Origin of the sequence: Anaerocolumna sp. MB42-C2 (genome assembly GCF_030913705.1) — a bacterium.
Lineage (GTDB): Bacteria > Bacillota > Clostridia > Lachnospirales > Lachnospiraceae > Anaerocolumna.
The window spans coordinates 2,236,050-2,255,910 of the sequence record NZ_CP133190.1 but is presented as its reverse complement, the minus strand read 5'-3'; the positions used below and the strand labels follow the sequence as shown (position 1 = coordinate 2,255,910).

Sequence of the window (19,861 nt, the reverse complement as noted above, 5' to 3'; positions counted from 1 at the left end):
GATTCTTGTAGAGACCATAAAACTATATTGACAAAAGAACAATATATGTTATACTGAAATCGTAAGTAGTAAGTAGTAAGTAGTAAGTAGTAAGTAGTAAGTAGTAAGTGATTTGTAAAATATTAATCAAGGAGAAACCATAATGAAAAATCTATCCTTTACGCAAGAGTTTTTTCTATGTGCTCTGAAACCGCAGGGCAGTACAACATTAACGAACTCAACCGAGAGTTCAACCTGTCTTCTGGCTGGTGGTCTTCTGGAATTGCAGATGGACGGTTATATTTCGTTTGATGATAAAAAAGTGTTTGTCAATAAGGAATTGTCATCTGACAAAATGTATTTGAAACCTATATACGAATTAATTAAGAACAACAAACCGATGAAAATCGAAGCAATCGCTGAGAAATACGCTTTTGATTTTAAACGGCCGGATGAACTGTTCCAATCAGTTGGCCACTCCATTGTTAAGGATGGGTGTGTTGTTGAAGAAAGTAAGCAGGGATTATTTAAAAACAAAGTCCGCTTTTTACCAAATGAAAGTGAAGTAACAAAAGTTGTGGAAAAACTGCGGGCGGAGTTTTTAGAAGAAGGCAATGTTTCTGATGAAGCGATTGTTCTGGGTGTCTTATTAAATAAAAGCGGGTTAATAAAAAAGTATTTTTCGAAATACGAGATGCAAAAGCTAAATGACCGTTTAAAGGAAATCAAACAAAGCGAAGCAGGAGCTTTAATCAAGCAGATGGTGGATTATATTGATACATGGATTGCAATAATCATTACAATAATCAGCACATCCGGCAGCGGGGTGATCTGATTGTCAAGGCAAAGATCCATGGAAGTTATAGAAAATGCTGATTATGTTACAATTGGTGAATTAGTTCTTTTATCGGGTGTTCGATACAGTACCCTTAAATTTTATACAGAGGAGGGCATGCTTCATTTTGAACAGGCCGAGGAGAACCTGACAAGACGATATAAAAGAGCTGAAACTTTGGAGAGAATTCTTTGGATAAAAAAACTAAAGGAAGATGGATTATCAATTCCTCAAATAAAAAAGGAAATAGAATGATGAGCATAATCTTACTGTAAGGCCCCTTACAGGGGGATGATCAAACCATCTGTTACAAAATGTCCGAAGCCTCCCTGTTTGTTTTGGAATAAACACAACCGCAATAATCCTGGCGGTAAAGCTGATATTCTCTGGATAGTTCAATGGAACGTTTATAGCCGTTTTTTTTCTTAAAATCAGCAATCAGGTAAGGAATATCATATTTCTGAGCTAATTTCTCACCAATCTCATTTAATTTGGCAGCATTTTTATGAGGACTAATGGAAAGGGTAGTGGTGAAGTAATCATAGGACTTATTTTTAGCCAGCTTAGCTGTTTCTGTGAGGCGGAGCTCATAACAACGAAAACACCGTTCACTGCCTTCCGGGGATGTTTCTAAACCTTTTGCTATTTCATAGAAACGCTCAGGTTCGTAGCTGCCCTTTAGAAAATCGATAGGATTTTTAACCGGTAACTCACGGATAAGGCGCTGTTGTTCTTCCATACGCCTTGCATACTCTTCTTCAAATGATATATTAGGATTGTAATAATATATGGTAATACGAAAGAACTGGGACAGATATTCCAACACATAACTGCTGCAGGGAGCACAGCAGCTGTGTAATAACAGCCTGGGGGTTTTATTATTTATAACTAGTCCGGAAATTAGCTTATCCAGTTCTTTTTGATAATTTCTTTGTATATCCATAAAAGGACCTCCATATTTGTAGTGAAAAACAAGTAACCATGCAATATATTTTAACTAATTTTTGTTATTGTTCACTTCCCAGCAAAAAGCAGCTGTTCCGCGAACAATAACAGACTTCGCAATGCACACAAAACGAAGAGGCAGCGTTTTTGCGCTGCAATTCTCCGATTTTCTGTGACAATACACTCATAAAAAAACGCCGCGTTTGTTGCCTGCGAACAATAACTAATTTTTCAATTATTTTATAAAAATAAAAAAATTTACTTGATTTTTATCTCAGAATATTATATTATATATCTACTGTGAAAATCAATAGATATTTCACAGGGTAATAATCGAGGCGTGGCTCAGCTTGGCTAGAGCGCTGTGTTAGGGACGCAGAGGTCGCAAGTTCAAATCTTGTCGCCTCGATTTTTTATGTAAAGAGATAAGTGGAGAGCGGCAGAGCAGATTAGAACAAGTTCAAATCTTGTCGCCTCGATTTATGTAAAGGTATAAGTTGAGAGATTAGAACTAGAACGATGGAATTATTTAATTCTGTCGTTTTTTTTATGCAATCGTAAATTGCACGTAATTCCCAGTAATGTTCTAAGGGAAGAGAACAGTACAAGCAGGTTGTGAGAAAGACATCGCTACTAAAGTGAAAATTCTAATATAATATTCACGAAAAATGTGAAAACAATATTCAACAAAAATGTGAAAACAATATTCAACAAGAGTTGACATTACACAGATAGGGAGTTATAATAAACTTAAAAGGAAATGATAATTATTCTCAATAAGGAATTATTGGAAAGGTGAACAGTTTATGACTCTTAAAGATGGACAGATTGGACATAGTTATGTTGTAAAAGATTTAGAATTAGATACACAGGTAAGACGAAGACTGGAAGCATTAGGGTTAATAGGCGGCACCAGAATACAGCTTTTGAATCAGAATACGGACGGTGCAGTTGTATTCAAAGTCAGAGGAACCAGGCTGGCAATTGGGAATAAGATTGCTGAAGCCATCTTTATAGAGGAGGTGGCCTGATGAAAGAAGAATTACAGGTGGGGTTTGTAGGAAATCCAAACTGCGGTAAAACAACCCTTTTTAATGCTTATACCGGAGCAAAGCTTAAAGTAGCAAACTGGCCAGGGGTAACGGTTGAGAAAAAAGAAGGAGTTTTTCGATTTCATAATCATAAATATAAACTGGTAGATCTGCCCGGTACTTATAGTTTAACCTCCTATACCATGGAAGAAAAACTGACAAGAGAATATATCTTAGAAGATGATGTAGATGTTATCATTGATGTCGCAGATGCTTCCAGTTTAGAGAGAAATTTATATTTAACCCTGCAATTAATAGAATTAGGAAAACCCGTAGTATTGGCTTTAAATATGATGGATATTGTAGAAGAACGCGGGATGGAAATTGATCTCCACCGGCTGCCTGAAATGCTGGGAATACCGGTTATTCCGGTTTCTGCAAGAAAGAAAACCGGACTTGACATATTAATGCATGCAGTTGCCCATCATGTAACAAAAGAGAAAGATAATAATCTGGAACACCATCATGGCAAGCGTATAACGGAACAAAATTCACCTGCAAATAATAAGCATAAAGAATTAACCGTAGTTTATTCGGATGAGATAGAATATAAAATCTACAAAATTTCTAAAATATTAAAAGAAAAATACCCCAATATGAATAACTTAAGATGGCATGCTATTAAGTTCCTGGAGCAGGACACAGAGATTATAAAAAAATATCCTGTGAATCTGGGCAGGCTTGTGGAACGCAGTTATGAAACAGATATCATCAATCAGAAATATGATTTTATAGAGGAAATCATAGAAGAAGTTCTGGTAAATAAAAATAAAAAAGTGGAAGCAACGGATAAAGTAGATAAAGTACTTACCGATAAATATCTCGGAATGCCAATTTTTCTATTTATTATGGCAATGGTCTTTTTTTTGACATTTACAATAGGGGATGCCTTAAAAGGCATATTTGAATTTGTTTTAAATGGATTTTCCGATATAGTACTTAGATTTTTAACAGCCACCGGAACAGGTGATATCCTGACTTCTTTAATCGTTGACGGAGTTATAGCAGGAGTAGGCGGTATTTTAACCTTTTTACCCAATATATTTATATTATTTCTGGCTTTGGCATTTCTGGAAGACAGTGGTTATATGTCCCGTGTTGCTTATGTTATGAATAGCCTGATGGGGAAGATCGGTTTATCCGGTAGAGCTTTTATTCCGATGCTGCTTGGATTTGGATGTACGGTACCGGCAGTAATGGCTTCTCGTACCTTAGAAAATGTAAAGGACAGAAGACGTACCATCATGATTACACCCTTTATGTCCTGCAGCGCTAAGATACCCATTTATGTATTAATATCCAGTATGTTTTTTGGAAAATATGCTACACTTGCTGCATTTTCTATGTATATAATTGGGTTAATCCTTGGTATTCTAACTGCTTTTATCATGAATAAAATGGATGGTGCCAGGAATCAGGATAAGATCAAAAATACATTGCTGATTGAATTACCTGAATATAAAGCACCCAATGGGAGAACCATATTAATCTATGTATGGGATAAAGTAAAGGATTATCTTACAAAAGCCGGAACCACCATATTCCTTGCCTCCATTATAATATGGTTTATACTTAATTTTGGTTTACATGGCATGGTAGAGGATATGTCGGAAAGTTTCGGAGCAATACTCGGCAGGTATTTAGTTCCGGTATTACGCCCCGCTGGTTTGGGCTTATGGCAGATAGCAGTGGCATTAATATCAGGCCTTGCAGCAAAGGAAGTTGTTGTATCCAGTTTCAGTGTATTATTTGGCATAACCAATATTAATTCGGCAGAGGGTATGAACAGTCTGGTAGAGATATTAAGACCTGCCGGTTTTGGAGCCCTGAATGCCTATGCTTTAATGGTTTTCAGTTTATTATACACTCCTTGTGCAGCGGCCATAGGTGTAATTGCAAGAGAATTAAAGTCAGTGAAATGGACCTTGTTTACAATATTATTCCAGCTGATTATTGCCTGGCTGGCAGCAGTTCTGGTCTTTCAGGTAGGAAGTCTGTTTATATAGAAGGGAGCAGAGTATGCCATATATTATAGGTGGATTAATTGCAATCTATGCGGGTTATATTATTTATAAAAAAGTAAAGGCAGTAAAAGCCGGAAAATTTTGCAGTTGCGGCTGCGGTGACTGCCCTTCTAAAATGAAATGTATGGATAAGAAATAAGCGAAAAGTGCAGATGACGGCTGCAAGTATGGCCAGACTGAGGAGTACAGTTAATAAATTTTATAAAAATATCGCCGATTATTATGCAGAAGCATCTTAGTCGACGGTTTTTTTGTAATATTAGTAAAAAATTAAAAAATAAAAAAGGAAATAAGGAAGTTTGGTAGAATATATAATAATATAGGCAAATTATCATAAGATTGGGGCATAACATTTCTTTGATTTAAGCCTGTATTAACAGGAAATGAAACAATTTGTTTTAGGTAAAAGTATTAATTAACTTTTACCGGCTGTTTGAAGTCTGACGAATCAGGCAGACAGGAGTTAATTTGATGGAACAATTGGAAGATAACAAATTAGAGAAAAAGATCAATATGCGCCAGAAATTAGAACAAAGGGAACATGAATATTTATGCTCGTATGCTGCATTCAGTGACAGTTCCAGCGGGAGAGATGTTTATGAGGAACCCTGCGATATACGTCCTATCTACCAGAGAGACCGGGATAGAATTCTCCATTCGAAATCTTTTCGCAGATTAAAACATAAAACCCAGGTATTTTTAGCTCCGGAGGGAGATCATTATCGTACAAGATTAACGCATACCCTGGAAGTATCCCAGAATGCAAGAACGATAGCAAGAGCTTTACGTTTAAATGAAGATCTTACGGAGGCCATTGCGCTGGGTCATGATTTGGGACACACTCCCTTTGGCCATGCGGGAGAACGCGCGTTGAACCAAATCTGTCCGGAGGGTTTTGAACATCATATTCAAAGTATACGGGTTGTGGAATTATTGGAGAAACACGGAAAGGGCTTGAATCTTACAAAGGAAGTAAGGGATGGCATATTAAATCATCAGACGAAAGGCTGCCCGGCTACCCTGGAGGGTAAAATAGTTCGATTGTCAGATAAAATTGCTTATATCAACCATGATATTGATGATGCTATCCGGGCCCATATTATTACAGAGAAAGACATACCGAAACAATATACGGATATTTTGGGACACAGCCCCAGAGAAAGACAAAATACCATCATACATGACATTGTAAGTCACAGTGAAGATACGGATGAGATCACCATGTCACCTGAGATAGAAAAGGCGATGTTTGAAATGCGGAAGTATATGTTTCGCAGTGTATATACCAACCCTGTAGCAAAAGGTGAGGAACAGAAAGCAGAAGCTATGCTGATACAGCTGTTTGAATATTATACTAAGAATTTAGAACTTCTGCCGGAGGAGTACCTGTATATGATGGAAAGTAAAGGTGAGACTGCAACCAGAGTGGTATGCGATTATATAGCCGGTATGACGGACCGTTATGCAGTGGCAAAATTTACGGATTTATCCATACCAAGATCCTGGAGTATTTATTAGGATTTCCTGGGACGGACTATTTTTGTTTGAAAAGGAAGAAATACTTCACGGAGGTAATGTCAGCTCTTAAAATTGCCTAAATAGAAAAATTAAGCATTTGCGAAACTCAAAACATGTATTCATATGACATACATTTTATACAATTTTAGAGCTGAATCTTGCCCCTAAAGGCAACAGAAGCTATAAAATTCGTATGAATTGTATGAAATATTTAGACAACTATATTGTTTCGCAATCATAAATACGAGAAAGGAGAGTTCCATGTTTTATCCTGAAGAATTGGTAGAAGAAATCAGAATGAAAAACGACATAGTGGATGTAATTGGTTCCTATGTTAAACTTCAGAAAAAAGGCGGCAGCCATATGGGGCTCTGCCCGTTTCATAATGAGAAATCCCCGTCTTTTAGCGTCAGCGGTGCAAAACAGATGTATCATTGCTTTGGCTGCGGCGTGGGAGGGAATGTATTTACCTTTATTATGGAATATGAAAATTATACTTTTGTGGAAGCTTTAAAGTTTTTAGCAGGCAGGGTGGGGGTAAACCTACCCGAAGCGGAGTATAGTGAAGAAGCGAAGAAGCAGGCAGGGCTTAAAAACAGACTGCTTGAGATCAATAAAGAAGCTGCTAAATATTTTTATTATCAATTGAAGTCTGAACGTGGACAAGCAGCATACGGGTATTTAAAAAACAGGGAAATCTCCGAGAACACCATAAAACAATTCGGATTAGGATATTCCAATAAAACCGGAGATGACTTATATCAATACCTAAAACACATAGGATATGAGGACAATATTTTAAGGGAATCCGGTTTAATCAGTTTTGATGAAAAGAAAAAAGTATATGATAAATTCTGGAACCGGGTAATGTACCCGATTATGGATGTAAATAACCGGGTAATCGGTTTCGGCGGACGTGTTATGGGTGAGGGAACACCGAAATACCTTAACTCACCGGAGACTAAACTTTTTGATAAAAGCCGGAATCTGTACGGACTTAATTTTGCAAGGATTTCCAGAAAACCTAACATGATAATCTGCGAGGGGTATATGGACGTAATTGCCTTGCATCAGGCTGGGTTTACGAATGCCGTAGCTTCCCTGGGAACGGCATTTACCGGACTGCAGGCTAATTTATTAAAGCGGTATACCAATGAAGTATTACTCACTTATGATAGTGATGATGCGGGAATTAAAGCGGCATTAAGAGCAATTCCTATATTAAAGGAAGCAGGTTTGACTGCCAAGGTTGTTGATATGAAACCTTATAAGGACCCGGATGAATTCATAAAAGCTCTCGGTGGGGAAGAATTTAAGAAACGAACGGAAACAGCTAAGAATGCTTTCTTATTTGAAGTTGATATATTGGAACGGGATTATGACCTTAGTGATCCGGAGCAGAAAACCAGGTTTTTTAATGAGATTGCCAAGAAAATGCTGGTGTTTACGGAAGAAATAGAAAGAAACAACTACATTGAAGCTGTGGCTGCTAAATATATGATTGGTTTTGAGAATCTGAAAAAATTAGTGAACCGATATGGTGCGCAGATTGTAATAGGACAAAATGATCAGCCTAAGGAACGAAAGACGGATGGGGGAAGACAAAAAAATGTTCCTGAAGATGGAATCCGGCAGTCTCAGAAAATACTTCTGACCTGGTTAATAGAAGATACGAAAATATTTGATAAGATAAAAGGGATTATTGGTCCTGAGGATTTTACGGAGCAGTTGTATCAACAGGTGGCCGGAATGCTGTTTGAACAATATGAAACGGAACATGCCGTAATGCCGGCTAAAATAATTAACCGATTTGAAAGCAAAGAAGAACAGAGTGAGGCAGCATCTCTTTTTAATATGGAGATGAGGGGGGAAATGAGCGAGTCTGAGCGGAGAAAAGCATTGGAAGAAACGGTGCTTCGTATTAAGAAGACCAGTTTGGATGTGCAAAGTAAAAAAGCCATAGAAAACAATGATATTCAGGCACTTCAGATTATTATCCGGGAACAGGCAGACTTACAGAAATTGCATATTTCTTTTAATGATGGTTAGAATACTAGTATCTATTCGCGGATCTAAAGTGACTGGATAGGTATAACGATTAAAAGAGTGTAAGTAATAATTATTATTTGAATACAGGCCTTTTTATATAGATAGTAACTTTAACGGTTAATTCTAAAGGAGGATGGATAAATAATGGATGAGAGTTTGGTTAAATTTTCGGAAAAACTAAAAGAGTTATTAGTCTTTGCGAAGAAAAAAAAGAATGTCCTTGAATTTCAGGAAATAAATGATTTCTTTGTCGATTTTGATATGGATCCTACTATGGTCGAGAGAATATATGAATTTCTTGAGGCAAACAATGTGGACGTACTCCGCATAACAGATGAGGAAGATGACATAATATTAGAGGATGACGAAGAGCTGGAAGAAATTGATTTCTCTATACCGGAGGGAATCAGTATTGATGATCCGGTAAGAATGTATCTGAAAGAAATCGGAAAGGTGCCGTTACTTAGTGCGGACGATGAGATTGAACTCGCGAGAAGAATGAAAGTCGGAGATGCTGATGCCAAAAAACGGTTAGCTGAAGCGAATCTCCGTCTTGTTGTCAGTATAGCCAAGCGTTATGTAGGCAGGGGTATGATGTTTCTGGATCTTATTCAGGAGGGTAATTTAGGCCTTATTAAAGCTGTTGAAAAATTTGATTATACAAAAGGTTTTAAGTTCAGTACTTATGCTACCTGGTGGATTAGACAGGCTATTACCAGAGCGATCGCCGATCAGGCGAGAACAATTCGTATTCCGGTGCATATGGTAGAAACCATCAATAAATTAATTCGAGTACAAAGACAGCTCCTTCAGGAATTAGGCAGAGAACCATATCCGGAAGAAGTGGCTGCTGAAATGAATATACCAGTGGAAAGGGTTAGAGAAATCCAAAAGATTTCCCAGGAGCCGGTTTCCTTAGAGACACCCATTGGTGAAGAAGAGGACAGCCATTTGGGAGATTTTATACAGGATGATAATGTTCCGGTTCCGGCAGATGCGGCTGCATTTACCTTGTTAAAAGAACAATTAATTGATGTGCTTGGAACTTTAACGGATAGGGAACAGAAGGTATTAAGACTACGTTTCGGTTTGGATGACGGACGAGCCCGTACCTTAGAAGAAGTAGGTAAGGAATTTAACGTAACAAGGGAAAGAATCCGTCAGATTGAGGCGAAAGCGCTGCGTAAGTTAAGACACCCGAGCCGAAGCCGTAAGTTAAAGGATTATTTGGAGTAACTTTGCATAAAATGAACAGAAGAAAGAGGATATCATGCAATTATCACAGCGTTTGAAGGCAGTTGCAGATACTGTTACCATAGGAAACAGGGTTGCTGATGTAGGATGCGACCATGCCTACATATCAATATATCTTATAAAAAATAAGATAGCTCCGAATGTAATTGCAATGGATGTAAATAAAGGTCCCCTGCAACGGGCGAAAGAGAATATTTATAATCATGGATTTAATCATTGTATTCAGACCAGACTATCGGACGGATTACAAAAACTGGAACCGGGAGAAGCAGACACCATTCTGATAGCCGGAATGGGGGGAGCTCTTGTGATTAAAATATTGGATGAGGGTTTTGAAGCAGTAGAAAAAAGCACTGAGCTGATTTTACAGCCCCAATCGGAAATACATTTGGTTCGCAAGTATTTACATCGTAATGGTTATGATATAAAGAAGGAACAAATGATTAAAGAGGATGGAAAATATTACTTTATCCTAAAAGCATTTCCTGTACCTGCTAAAACCGATTATAAACGTGAAGTATTTTACCAATACGGTAAACTGTTATTGGAACAGAGAGAACCGCTTATGATGGAATATTTAGAACGGGAGTATAGAATCCGTGAGGATGTTAAAACAGAGTTATTACTTAATCCAACTGAAAAGTCTATGGAACGTTTAGGTCAGGTTAAACAGGAGATTGCATATATTGAAGAAGCATTAACTTATTTTAAGTGAAAGGAGGCCTTTTATGCAGCAAATAATTCGGGCAGAAATAAACGGTAACATTAAGGAATATCCGAAAGGCATATCCTTACTTGAAATCAGCAGGGAATACCAAAAGGATTATAAAGATGATATCATATTGGCATTTGTAAATGACCGGTTAAGGGAACTGCAGAAAACAGTACAAAATGACTGTAAAATCCGTTTTGTAACTACCGCAGAAGACGCAGGACATAAAACATATAACAGGGGATTGACCTTGGTTATGTTAAAAGCGATTTACAGTGTAATCGGATCCCCCAATATCCGTAAGATATCCATAGAGTATTCTGTGGGTAACGGGCTTTATTGTCAGACAGATACAAAAGAGCCAATTACAGAAGAACAGTGTCTTGCTGTAAAAGAGAAAATGAAATCCTTAATTGATAAGAATCTTCCCATAACGAAAAAGTCCATCGGTACGGCAGATGCCATTGAATTATTCAAGTTATATGGAATGTATGATAAAGAGAGATTATTTAAGTACCGCAGGGTATCGAAAGCCAACATCTACAACTTAGAGGGGTTTGAGGATTACTATTATGGGTTTATGCCTCCGAGTACCGGATATTTAAAGTATTTTGACCTGTTCTTATATGATGAGGGAATCATGCTGTTATTACCGGAAAAAAATAATCCCAGTGTATTAGAGCCTTTTAAACCCCAGGATAAACTGTTCCGATCATTAAAGGAGTCAAACCGGTGGTCCCGGGCTATGGGGATCGATACGGTTGGGGCATTAAATGATGCGATTGTTGAGGGGAAAATGAATGAAATTATTCTGACCCAGGAAGCTTTACAGGAGATGAAAATCGGTGAGATTGCGGAAATGATTAAAAAGTCAGGGAAAAAGCTGGTTATGATTGCCGGTCCATCTTCTTCCGGCAAAACTACATTTTCTTACCGTTTATCCATACAGCTAAAAACCCATGGACTAAATCCTCATCCTATAGCAGTGGATAATTATTTTGTGGAAAGAGAAAACACTCCCTTGGATGAGGAGGGAAAACCGAATTACGAATCCCTTGACGCAATTGATTTGGAAACATTTAATAAAAACATGACCGATCTATTGCAGGGAAAAACAGTAGAACTGCCGAGCTTTAATTTCAAAACCGGACATCGGGAATATAAAGGTAATTATAAAACCTTAGGATCCAATGACATCTTAGTTATCGAAGGTATCCATGGTTTAAATGATAAGCTTTCCTATAGCCTGCCAAGGGATAAAAAGTTCAAAATTTATATCAGTGCCTTAACCTCTCTTAATATTGATGAGCATAATCGAATACCGACCACCGATCTAAGATTGCTTAGAAGAATGGTTCGCGATTCCAGAACCAGAGGTGCCACCGGCCAGAAAACCATAAGTATGTGGTCTTCCGTAAGAAGGGGTGAGGAAGAAAATATCTTTCCGTTTCAGGAGGATGCAGATGTATTTTTTAATTCAGCTTTAATTTATGAACTGGCCATCTTAAAACAATATGCGGAACCTGTTTTGTTTGGTATCGACAGGGAATCCGAAGAGTATGTAGAAGCGAAAAGGCTGCTTAAATTCCTGGATTATTTTCTGGGAGTTAACAGTGAAGTTGTACCACAAAACTCCATCATGAAGGAATTTATCGGGGGCAGCTGTTTTAAAGTTTAATTATAAAGTTACAGCCAAGGGTTTTGTAATAATATGAAAATATTTCTTTCTGCCTAAGTATTTACTTTCATAACTTTTCATGTTAAAATGTCATTCTGTGAGTAGCACAGATGATCGCGCCTATTAGCTGCCGAAAGGCCTTAGGTGAGGAAAGTCCGAGCTTCATAGGGCAGAGTGCCGGATAACGTCCGGTAGAGGCGACTCTAAGGATAGTGCAACAGAAATATACCGCCTGTTAGCTCAGGTAAGGTTGGAAGGGTGGAGTAAGAGACCACCGCCTGGTTGGTAACAACCAGGGCATATGTAAACCCCACTCGAAGCAAGACCGAATTTAAAGCGATACGGCTGCCCGTCGTGCTTTAGGGTAGGTCGCGGTTTGCGTAAAGCAAATGAGCCACATGGCAACATATGGCAAAGATAGATGATCATTTAATACAGAACTCGGCTTATAGTGCTGCTCATCTAAAAGATACAAACACTGCTCTTTCGGGTAGTGTTTTTTTATTGCATAGGAAAGTTCTCCGAACTTAACTATGCAATAAAAAAGCCTTCCAGGTTTTATTCCGAATTGTTTAAAATTGTCAGAATGCTGATAGGGAATAGCAAGGTTTTGTAAGAAAAAAGTAAAGATTTTTATAGATAGATATGCTAGTATGAAATAGAAAGTTACTGCAGTTTTTATTAAAAGATAAGAATTCCGCCGGAGGGGTCAAATTCTTAAATTCCCTTGATTTCAGGTAACATTTGCGTGGCTTAAGATACCAAGTTATATTGTATGAGATTAGTGAAATAATACAGTAATTCAGGATATAAATTCCTGATTTTAAGAGTTCTGATTTACTTCTTAGAATAATTATTATTGATAGATATTAGCAAATCAGATACAATATATATGAAAAAGACGATAAAAGCTTAGCATACAGACAATAATTTGTTAAATCATGTAAATAATTAATTTAATAGATATTTTTACTTCGCGGGAAAGTTTTAAAAACTTTCCTATCGAAACAAAAACCCGTAATAACCGTTTTTATTATAAATCATAGAAGGGATGGACAGGTATTTATGGAACAGACCAGTATATTGGTAGTGGATGATGACAGGGAGATAGCTGAACTTGTTGAGATACATTTGGTTAGCGACGGATATAAGGTATTTAAGGCCTTTAATGCAAAAGAAGGTTATGAGATACTGGAAAAGGAAGATATAAAATTAATTATCCTGGACATAATGATGCCAGGCATTGACGGTTTAAATATGTGCAAAACCATTCGTAATACCAGTACGATTCCTATCATAATGTTAAGTGCCAAATCAGCCGACATTGATAAAATCATAGGTCTTAGCACCGGAGCTGATGATTATGTAATAAAACCTTTTAATCCACTGGAATTAACGGCTCGTGTAAAATCCCAGTTGAGACGTTATACCAAGTTTAATCCTAATTCCCATGAAGAAAGGGTGGATAAGGAAATAGTCGTAAATCATCTGGTTATTAATAAAGAAGACCATCGTGTAACTGCTTATGAAAAGGAAGTAAAATTAACCCCCATTGAATTTGATATACTCTATCTATTAGCTAGTAATCCCGGCCGTGTATTCAGTACGGATGAAATATTTGAGAGAGTATGGAATGAGAAGATGTATGAAGCCAATAATACGGTTATGGTTCATATCCGCAGACTCCGGGAGAAGATTGAGATGGATTCCCGTAATGCACAAATTATAAAAACTGTTTGGGGAGTTGGATACAAAATTGAAAAATAGTATATTTAAAAGCTTTCGTTTTGAAATTGTTTTATACAGCCTTCTTGGTCTGGTATATACCATCCTGTCGGAAGCAGTTTTATTCTTTGGCATATATCTGGTATATCATGCTCTTGGCGGTGGGGGAACAAAACTGCAGAAGGGACAGATTGGTAACAGTGTAAACAATTATATTATGGATAACGGGGCCTCCTTAAATCGTTATCCGGTTAATGACATACAGAATACGGTTACGAATCAAAATATACCCCTAGGCAAAGGAATTGTTTTCGTTGTGGTAAGTATAGCTTTAATTACGGGTGTGGTATTATTTACGACTTATTTTTTACTGCTTACCAGAAAGTTTGGTACTTATATGGAAAAAATAGCCGGAGGTATATCTGTCATTTCATCAGGGGATTTCAATACTCAAATCGATATAAATAATGATGATGAGTTTGGTTTCATTGCATCTAAATTAAATCAGATGGCAGAGGATATTAAGCAGTTAATTGACAATGAACGGAAAAGTGAATATACAAAAAACGAATTAATTACCAGCGTGGCTCATGATCTGAGAACTCCGCTGACTTCCATTATTGGATATCTGGAACTGGTCTCCGATAAAGACAAATTAACACCTGAAGTGAAACAGCGATATGTGGAAATTGCATACAGTAAATCAAAAAGGCTGGAAAAATTGATTGAAGATTTATTTGCTTATACGAATTTCAGTTTCGGAGAGGTTACTATGGAGTTATCTGAGATAGATATGGTCAAATTTATAAACCAGCTGCTGGATGAATTTTATCCCAGCTTTCAGGAATATGAACTGGAGTATGAATTTAATACCAGTTTCCCATCTGCAATCATTGTAGCAGACGGGAATCTGCTAGCCAGGGCTTTTGCAAACCTAATCAGTAATGCAATTAAATACGGTAAGGATGGAAAAAGTATTAAGTTAAAATTAAATAAAGTTGATAATAAAGTCATTGTATCGGTGACAAATTACGGCAAATTAATTCCGGAGAAAGATTTACAGAATATATTTGAACGTTTTTACCGGGTAGAAGGTTCAAGATCCAGCGAAACAGGAGGAACCGGTTTAGGACTTGCTATAGCAAAGAGTATTATCGGGATGCACGGAGGGACTATTAACGTCAGAAGTGATTTTGAGGGAACTGTTTTTGAAGTGGCATTGGATGAGAAGAAGGAAGGCATGGATAGATGAAAAACGGCTTGCATAATAACGGTATAAAACATAATCTTAAGCCTTATAGTAAGAAGACGAAACCATTAATTGCAGTGATAGTATTGCTGCTTATTTTAAAATATCTTTTTAATTTGCAGATGTTCCTGCCCGCTGATTCCACCGTATGGGGAGATTCTAGTAAAATTCCTGTTGCATCTGCTGCCGTGAATAATGAGACTGGGATTTTAAACGATTCAAAACTGTCTATGAAAGTTAACTATGGCTATAATCAATATGTAAAATATGGCCGTTATATGAATGTGGCGGTTACATTGACGAACAATGGGAAGGAGGAATTTGAGGGATGGCTGCAGGTAATTGTACCTAAAGCAAAAAATAATGCTGCATACCGCAGGGAAGTTATTGTTCCATCACAAAAATCTACAGAATTATCCATTGCACTTCCGGTGATGGATGACACTGGATTATTGCAGGTAAAAATCATAGATAAAAATAACGATACAGTTGTAGAAAATCAATATGATTTAAAAATTGGTAATTATGAAAAGCTGGCTTATGTCGGTATTCTAAGTGATGCAAGAGATGAGCTGGAATACATGAATCAATTTGGTACAAGGACTTTTTATCTGAACGAAAATAACTTACCGGATGATTACCTTGGACTTGATTTACTTGATGTATTGATAATAAATCATTATGACACCAGCAGGTTACGAGATGTGCAGATGAAAGCCATAAGAGAATGGGTCTGGAACGGTGGAACCTTAGTTGTTGGTACGGGTGAATATGCGAATGAGGTTTTGTCAAAATTAAACCCGATTTATTCTATAGAAAGTAAAGGAAGCGGTATTAATAAGGAGATAAGTTTTGGCGTGGACCGGGCGTCTCTTCAGGATCTAAAACAGGATATAACGGATTATGAGGAGGAAAGAAAGGTTTTTCTGGATATGATACAAGATCGGAATGATATGTTGACGGCATATGGCAGTAACCCCATTCCAATTGATAATTCTGTTTTTGAGAGATGGACAAAGGATAATATCAAACGACTCCAGGTGGAAACTATCAATAAACATATTATGAATGTAACCATGCCCGGCAGTTCCACGATGGTATCAGAAGATAAGATAAAGCTAATGCAAAGCAGCAACATAGGTTTGGGTAAAATACAGTTGTTTAGTTTTGATTTGGGGTTGAATAATGAAAAACAGACATTAGGACTTTCTATATTAAATGAAATATACAAAAATATAAGTTATACCAGATTAACTCAGTTAGATGAGGAGTATTATGGTTCGTATTCCAATTATGGTGTTCTAAACAGTATGTCTTTTGCCGATGTTAAAAAAATTCCAAAGGCCGGCAGATATATAGTTATCATAGGCATTTATATTTTGATCATCGGACCTGTGACTTTTATACTGTTAAGAAAATTGGATAAAAGAAGTCTTATTTGGGCAATCGTGCCTCTTATGGCCTTGGTATTTACTATATTAGTATATTTTGCAGGTTCTGATACAAGAATTAATACTCCTTATATTGGATATGTGAAACTCCTCAACTTTGAAGAGCATAATAAAGTAAATGAGGAGCTGTATTTTTCACTGACTGCTCCTTACAACCATAATTATAACCTGCCCATTGACGGCAATTACAAGGTATCGGAATTGAGGGGGAGTGATGATAACAGCTATTTATATGACTACAAAAAAGATAAAGTTTATTTCGACAATTATATAACCGCGATTAATTACGGAACCCGTAATACCATATTGGAAGTTAGAAATAATCCTGCATTTTCTCCTGTCTATTATCAGTGGGAGGATTCCTATGAATCTGAAGATAAGCTGACCTATAATATTCATTATGTAGGTGAAAAGGTGTATGGTACCGTAACCAATGGTTTTAATTTTGACTTAACGAATGCAATGCTTACAAGCGATGGTTATGTAATCAACATAGGAGAAATTCGTAAAGGGCAGACAGTATCCTTAGAGGGCAAGGATGCAATCTTCATGACAACCAGGGATGAACTTTACAATACGGATATTGTTAACCGGATAGCGGGAGGCAACGGTGATGTAAAGGACAATACTCCGGAGGTTAACCGTTTATCCAACATATTGTATTATCTGACGGAGAATAACCTTTTAAATAATCAGCATGACAGTTGCATAATTGGTTTTGCAAAAAATGATTCAACAGGAGCAGACAGCCAGCATGATCTGTTAAATAAACTTGCCGGTAAGATGGATGCTTACGGTGCAACCGCAGTGAAGCTGCCGGTAGAAGTAGATTATACTGCCGGTGATAAGGTTTTTGTACCATCTATTGACTCTTATATTATTGCATCGGAAGGATATTATGATATCTATTATCAGTCCCGATATTTAAATAATGACAGTATGACAATAAAATACCATCTCCCGGATAATGACAAGGTTGTTTCCTTTGAATATTTATCTAAAAGGAATCAGGACAGCACCAGTGATTATATAAGCGCTTTTGATGGAGATATTTATTTCCTTAATATTAACACCGGGAATTTTGATGAAGTATTTATGACCGGTGCAGGCAGCAGTGTGACAGATATTAAAGATTACCTGACGGATCAGAATACGATCACTGTCCGTTATAGTACTAAGATGTCCTTAAAAGGTTATCAGATGATTTTACCTTATATTTCATATTGGAAGGAGGCAGATTCCAATGTTGATAATTAAAAATCTAACAAAAACCTACGGCAAATTTATTGCACTGGATCATTTAAACATGGAAATAAAAAAAGGTGAAATCTTCGGTTTTGTCGGACCGAATGGTGCCGGTAAAACTACAACGATGCGGATTATAGCAGGACTGTTGAAAGCGGATTCCGGAGAAGTTACTGTGGATGGAATTAATGCAAGGACAAACTTAAAAGAATTAAAAAATAAGATGGGTTACATGCCGGATTTTTTCGGAGTTTACGATAATTTAAAAGCGTTGGAATATATGGAATTTTATGCTTCCATCTATGGAATCACAGGTGATAAAGCCAGGCGTTTATGTCTGGAATTAATGGATGCGGTCCGTTTATCCGATCAGGCAGATAGTTATGTGGATGAGATGTCCAGGGGAATGAAGCAGCGTTTATGTCTGGCTAGAAGTATGGTTCATGATCCGGAATTATTGATTTTAGACGAACCGGCCTCGGGATTAGATCCCAGGGCCCGTGTTGAAATGAAAGAAATCTTAAGGGAACTTCACAACAAAGGTAAAACGATATTAATCAGTTCACATATTTTACCTGAGTTAGCACAGCTGTGCAGTAATATTGGTATTATTGAAAAAGGTAAAATGGTTCTAAGCGGTACTGTTGATGAAATATTATCTGTCAGAGGTACGGCAAGTCCCATTATTATGAAATTTACAGAGAATCAGGAAAAAGCATTAGAAGTGTTGAAACAGAATCCTCTCGTCCAGAACATTATTATAAGGGATAACAGTATTTCTGCTCTTTTTAAAGGGAATGAAGCAGAGGAAGCAAAGATTCTTGCTGCTATGATAAGCAATGGTGCTCTGCTTTCCTCCTTTGCAAGAGAGGGCAGCAATCTGGAAGCTCTTTTTATGCAAATAACTACCGGGGAAGAATAGGAGTTAGTGTGAAAGAAAATATAATAATTGAAAGGAATGCCACATAATGGTCCTTTCACACTTTTTATTAGTGGCAGTAATACATCTGTATACAGATGTATTATGCAATGGGTATAAATATGAGAATAAATCCGGTATACCAAAAGGAATTGAAAACAAGTGTCCGCAGTTTTCGAACTGCTTTTATTTTGTTAGGTTATAATGGCATTCTTGCTCTATTTGGATTATTTGCATTTTATGTAACGTTTGAATATGACAGCAGATATGGAGGAACTGTGGATTATTCTGCGATTTTACGGATTTATGCAATTATCACAGCTGCGGAATTCGCTCTTGTATTATTTACGGTTCCGGCTCTGACGGCAGCGTCCATATCCTCCGAAAGAGAAAAGCAAACGCTGGAGATTCTGCTAACCACAAAATTAACGCCGTTTCAGATAATTCTGGGTAAACTGGCGTCCTCCATCAGTTTGATTATTTTACTGGCATTCTCAAGTCTTCCTGTATTAGCGATTGTTTTTACCATTGGGGGAGTTACCCTAAAAGATTTTACCGAATTTATGCTGTTAATTGTATCAACCGCAATTTTTATTGGCAGTATCGGCATCTTTTTCTCTACCCTATTTAAAAAGACCACATCTGCAACAGTATCTACGTATGGTGTTTTAATGGTCCTTGGATTAGGAACTCTTGCTATCCTTTGGGCTATAAGAATTATTGTGGAAATCAAAACGAATCAGTTAGCTGCCGGAGCAATATACAAGCCGGACCCGGATATTGGAAACTGGATATTGGTTCTGTTAATTAACCCTGCCGTTACTTGCCTTTCTATGATAGAAGATCAGATTGGCACCGGTTCCCGGCTGACTGACTTTTTTAGTAATTTTGGAACGATATCCATGAGTATCCAAAGGCATTGGTTTTTTATCAGTATCTTTTTACAATTAGTAATTTCGGTTATTTTACTGGGTTGTTCGGCAAAGTTATTAAATCCCCTTCAGGAAAGATTCTGTAAGAAGAAAAGGCGGAGATAAAATTAGCCACCGGGCCTAATATGAGGATTATCCGGTGGCTTCATTTTGAAATATGAAAATGGAAGAAGAATAATATAGGTTTATTATAACACATTATCTAAAAAAAGGTAGCGTTTTTTTAAATTTATTTAAAAAATATTCATTTGGCTA

The 19,861-nt window shown here is 37.1% G+C and carries 16 protein-coding genes, 1 tRNA gene and 1 other RNA gene; 17 read left to right on the top strand and 1 reads right to left on the bottom strand.

What is annotated here, in order from left to right; genetic code table 11:
- The first annotated feature begins 142 nt into the window (after positions 1-142).
- Positions 143-814, top strand: coding sequence for a GOLPH3/VPS74 family protein (locus RBU59_RS09995; protein ID WP_308147730.1), 672 nt, complete (start codon positions 143-145; stop codon positions 812-814).
- Entirely contained in the window at positions 815-1,069 is a 255-nt protein-coding gene (locus tag RBU59_RS09990; RefSeq protein WP_308147729.1) for a helix-turn-helix domain-containing protein, read from the top strand.
- Positions 1,070-1,121: 52 nt separating this feature from the next.
- Here the strand turns inward: RBU59_RS09990 and RBU59_RS09985 are convergent, their stop codons facing one another.
- Positions 1,122-1,757 carry an epoxyqueuosine reductase QueH gene (locus tag RBU59_RS09985; protein WP_308147728.1) on the bottom strand — a complete coding sequence of 212 codons (636 nt, stop codon included), beginning with the start codon at positions 1,755-1,757 and terminating at the stop codon, positions 1,122-1,124.
- A gap of 336 nt (positions 1,758-2,093) precedes the next feature.
- Here RBU59_RS09985 and RBU59_RS09980 point away from each other — a divergent pair.
- The 15 genes from RBU59_RS09980 to RBU59_RS09910 all read left to right on the top strand — a co-directional run bounded on the left by RBU59_RS09980 (position 2,094) and on the right by RBU59_RS09910 (position 19,711).
- A tRNA-Pro gene (locus RBU59_RS09980) sits at positions 2,094-2,168 on the top strand.
- A gap of 397 nt (positions 2,169-2,565) precedes the next feature.
- Positions 2,566-2,790, top strand: a complete 225-nt coding sequence (locus RBU59_RS09975) for a FeoA family protein (protein WP_308147727.1) — start codon at positions 2,566-2,568, stop codon at positions 2,788-2,790.
- Complete coding sequence (gene feoB / locus RBU59_RS09970) at positions 2,790-4,856, top strand: ferrous iron transport protein B (RefSeq protein ID WP_308147726.1); 2,067 nt, start codon at positions 2,790-2,792, stop codon at positions 4,854-4,856. The genes RBU59_RS09975 and feoB overlap by 1 nt, the downstream gene beginning before the upstream one ends.
- 13 nt (positions 4,857-4,869) lie before the next feature.
- A complete protein-coding gene (locus RBU59_RS09965) occupies positions 4,870-5,013 on the top strand; it encodes a FeoB-associated Cys-rich membrane protein (RefSeq protein WP_308147725.1) in 144 nt (47 codons plus the stop codon).
- Positions 5,014-5,381: 368 nt separating this feature from the next.
- A complete protein-coding gene (locus tag RBU59_RS09960; RefSeq protein ID WP_308148568.1) occupies positions 5,382-6,392 on the top strand; it encodes a deoxyguanosinetriphosphate triphosphohydrolase in 1,011 nt (336 codons plus the stop codon).
- Positions 6,393-6,653: 261 nt separating this feature from the next.
- On the top strand, positions 6,654-8,441 hold the full coding sequence (gene dnaG, locus RBU59_RS09955; protein ID WP_308147724.1) for a DNA primase: 1,788 nt from the start codon (positions 6,654-6,656) through the stop codon (positions 8,439-8,441).
- A 144-nt stretch (positions 8,442-8,585) separates the two neighbouring features.
- The gene (rpoD, locus tag RBU59_RS09950) at positions 8,586-9,677 is read left to right on the top strand and encodes an RNA polymerase sigma factor RpoD (protein ID WP_308147723.1); all 1,092 of its coding nucleotides are present in this window, start codon (positions 8,586-8,588) and stop codon (positions 9,675-9,677) included.
- A 34-nt stretch (positions 9,678-9,711) separates the two neighbouring features.
- Positions 9,712-10,410: a tRNA (adenine(22)-N(1))-methyltransferase gene (locus tag RBU59_RS09945; protein WP_308147722.1), complete on the top strand. Its 699-nt coding sequence runs from the start codon at positions 9,712-9,714 to the stop codon at positions 10,408-10,410.
- A gap of 22 nt (positions 10,411-10,432) precedes the next feature.
- Complete coding sequence (locus tag RBU59_RS09940) at positions 10,433-12,085, top strand: nucleoside kinase (RefSeq protein WP_308148567.1); 1,653 nt, start codon at positions 10,433-10,435, stop codon at positions 12,083-12,085.
- Positions 12,086-12,183: 98 nt separating this feature from the next.
- An RNA gene (gene rnpB, locus RBU59_RS09935) (RNase P RNA component class A) lies at positions 12,184-12,550 on the top strand.
- 600 nt (positions 12,551-13,150) lie between these two features.
- Entirely contained in the window at positions 13,151-13,852 is a 702-nt protein-coding gene (locus RBU59_RS09930; RefSeq protein WP_308147721.1) for a response regulator transcription factor, read from the top strand.
- The gene (locus RBU59_RS09925; RefSeq protein WP_308147720.1) at positions 13,842-15,062 is read left to right on the top strand and encodes a sensor histidine kinase; all 1,221 of its coding nucleotides are present in this window, start codon (positions 13,842-13,844) and stop codon (positions 15,060-15,062) included. Before RBU59_RS09930 ends, RBU59_RS09925 begins: the two co-directional genes overlap by 11 nt.
- A complete protein-coding gene (locus RBU59_RS09920; protein WP_308147719.1) occupies positions 15,059-17,767 on the top strand; it encodes a hypothetical protein in 2,709 nt (902 codons plus the stop codon). The genes RBU59_RS09925 and RBU59_RS09920 overlap by 4 nt, the downstream gene beginning before the upstream one ends.
- Positions 17,754-18,677 (top strand): ABC transporter ATP-binding protein, encoded by a 924-nt coding sequence (locus tag RBU59_RS09915; protein WP_308147718.1) that lies wholly within the window; start codon positions 17,754-17,756, stop codon positions 18,675-18,677. Before RBU59_RS09920 ends, RBU59_RS09915 begins: the two co-directional genes overlap by 14 nt.
- Before the next feature lie 119 nt (positions 18,678-18,796).
- Positions 18,797-19,711, top strand: coding sequence for an ABC transporter permease (locus RBU59_RS09910; protein WP_308147717.1), 915 nt, complete (start codon positions 18,797-18,799; stop codon positions 19,709-19,711).
- Positions 19,712-19,861: the final 150 nt, after the last annotated feature.

What these genes read in the sequence shown, in the direction of transcription:
- RBU59_RS09995 (WP_308147730.1), top strand. Translation starts at nt 143, where the DNA reads ATGAAAAATCTATCCTTTACGCAAGAGTTTTTTCTATGTGCTCTGAAA.
- RBU59_RS09985 (WP_308147728.1), bottom strand. Translation starts at nt 1,757, where the DNA reads ATGGATATACAAAGAAATTATCAAAAAGAACTGGATAAGCTAATTTCC.
- RBU59_RS09975 (WP_308147727.1), top strand. Translation starts at nt 2,566, where the DNA reads ATGACTCTTAAAGATGGACAGATTGGACATAGTTATGTTGTAAAAGAT.
- feoB (WP_308147726.1), top strand. Translation starts at nt 2,790, where the DNA reads ATGAAAGAAGAATTACAGGTGGGGTTTGTAGGAAATCCAAACTGCGGT.
- RBU59_RS09965 (WP_308147725.1), top strand. Translation starts at nt 4,870, where the DNA reads ATGCCATATATTATAGGTGGATTAATTGCAATCTATGCGGGTTATATT.
- dnaG (WP_308147724.1), top strand. Translation starts at nt 6,654, where the DNA reads ATGTTTTATCCTGAAGAATTGGTAGAAGAAATCAGAATGAAAAACGAC.
- rpoD (WP_308147723.1), top strand. Translation starts at nt 8,586, where the DNA reads ATGGATGAGAGTTTGGTTAAATTTTCGGAAAAACTAAAAGAGTTATTA.
- RBU59_RS09945 (WP_308147722.1), top strand. Translation starts at nt 9,712, where the DNA reads ATGCAATTATCACAGCGTTTGAAGGCAGTTGCAGATACTGTTACCATA.
- RBU59_RS09930 (WP_308147721.1), top strand. Translation starts at nt 13,151, where the DNA reads ATGGAACAGACCAGTATATTGGTAGTGGATGATGACAGGGAGATAGCT.
- RBU59_RS09920 (WP_308147719.1), top strand. Translation starts at nt 15,059, where the DNA reads ATGAAAAACGGCTTGCATAATAACGGTATAAAACATAATCTTAAGCCT.
- RBU59_RS09915 (WP_308147718.1), top strand. Translation starts at nt 17,754, where the DNA reads ATGTTGATAATTAAAAATCTAACAAAAACCTACGGCAAATTTATTGCA.
- RBU59_RS09910 (WP_308147717.1), top strand. Translation starts at nt 18,797, where the DNA reads ATGAGAATAAATCCGGTATACCAAAAGGAATTGAAAACAAGTGTCCGC.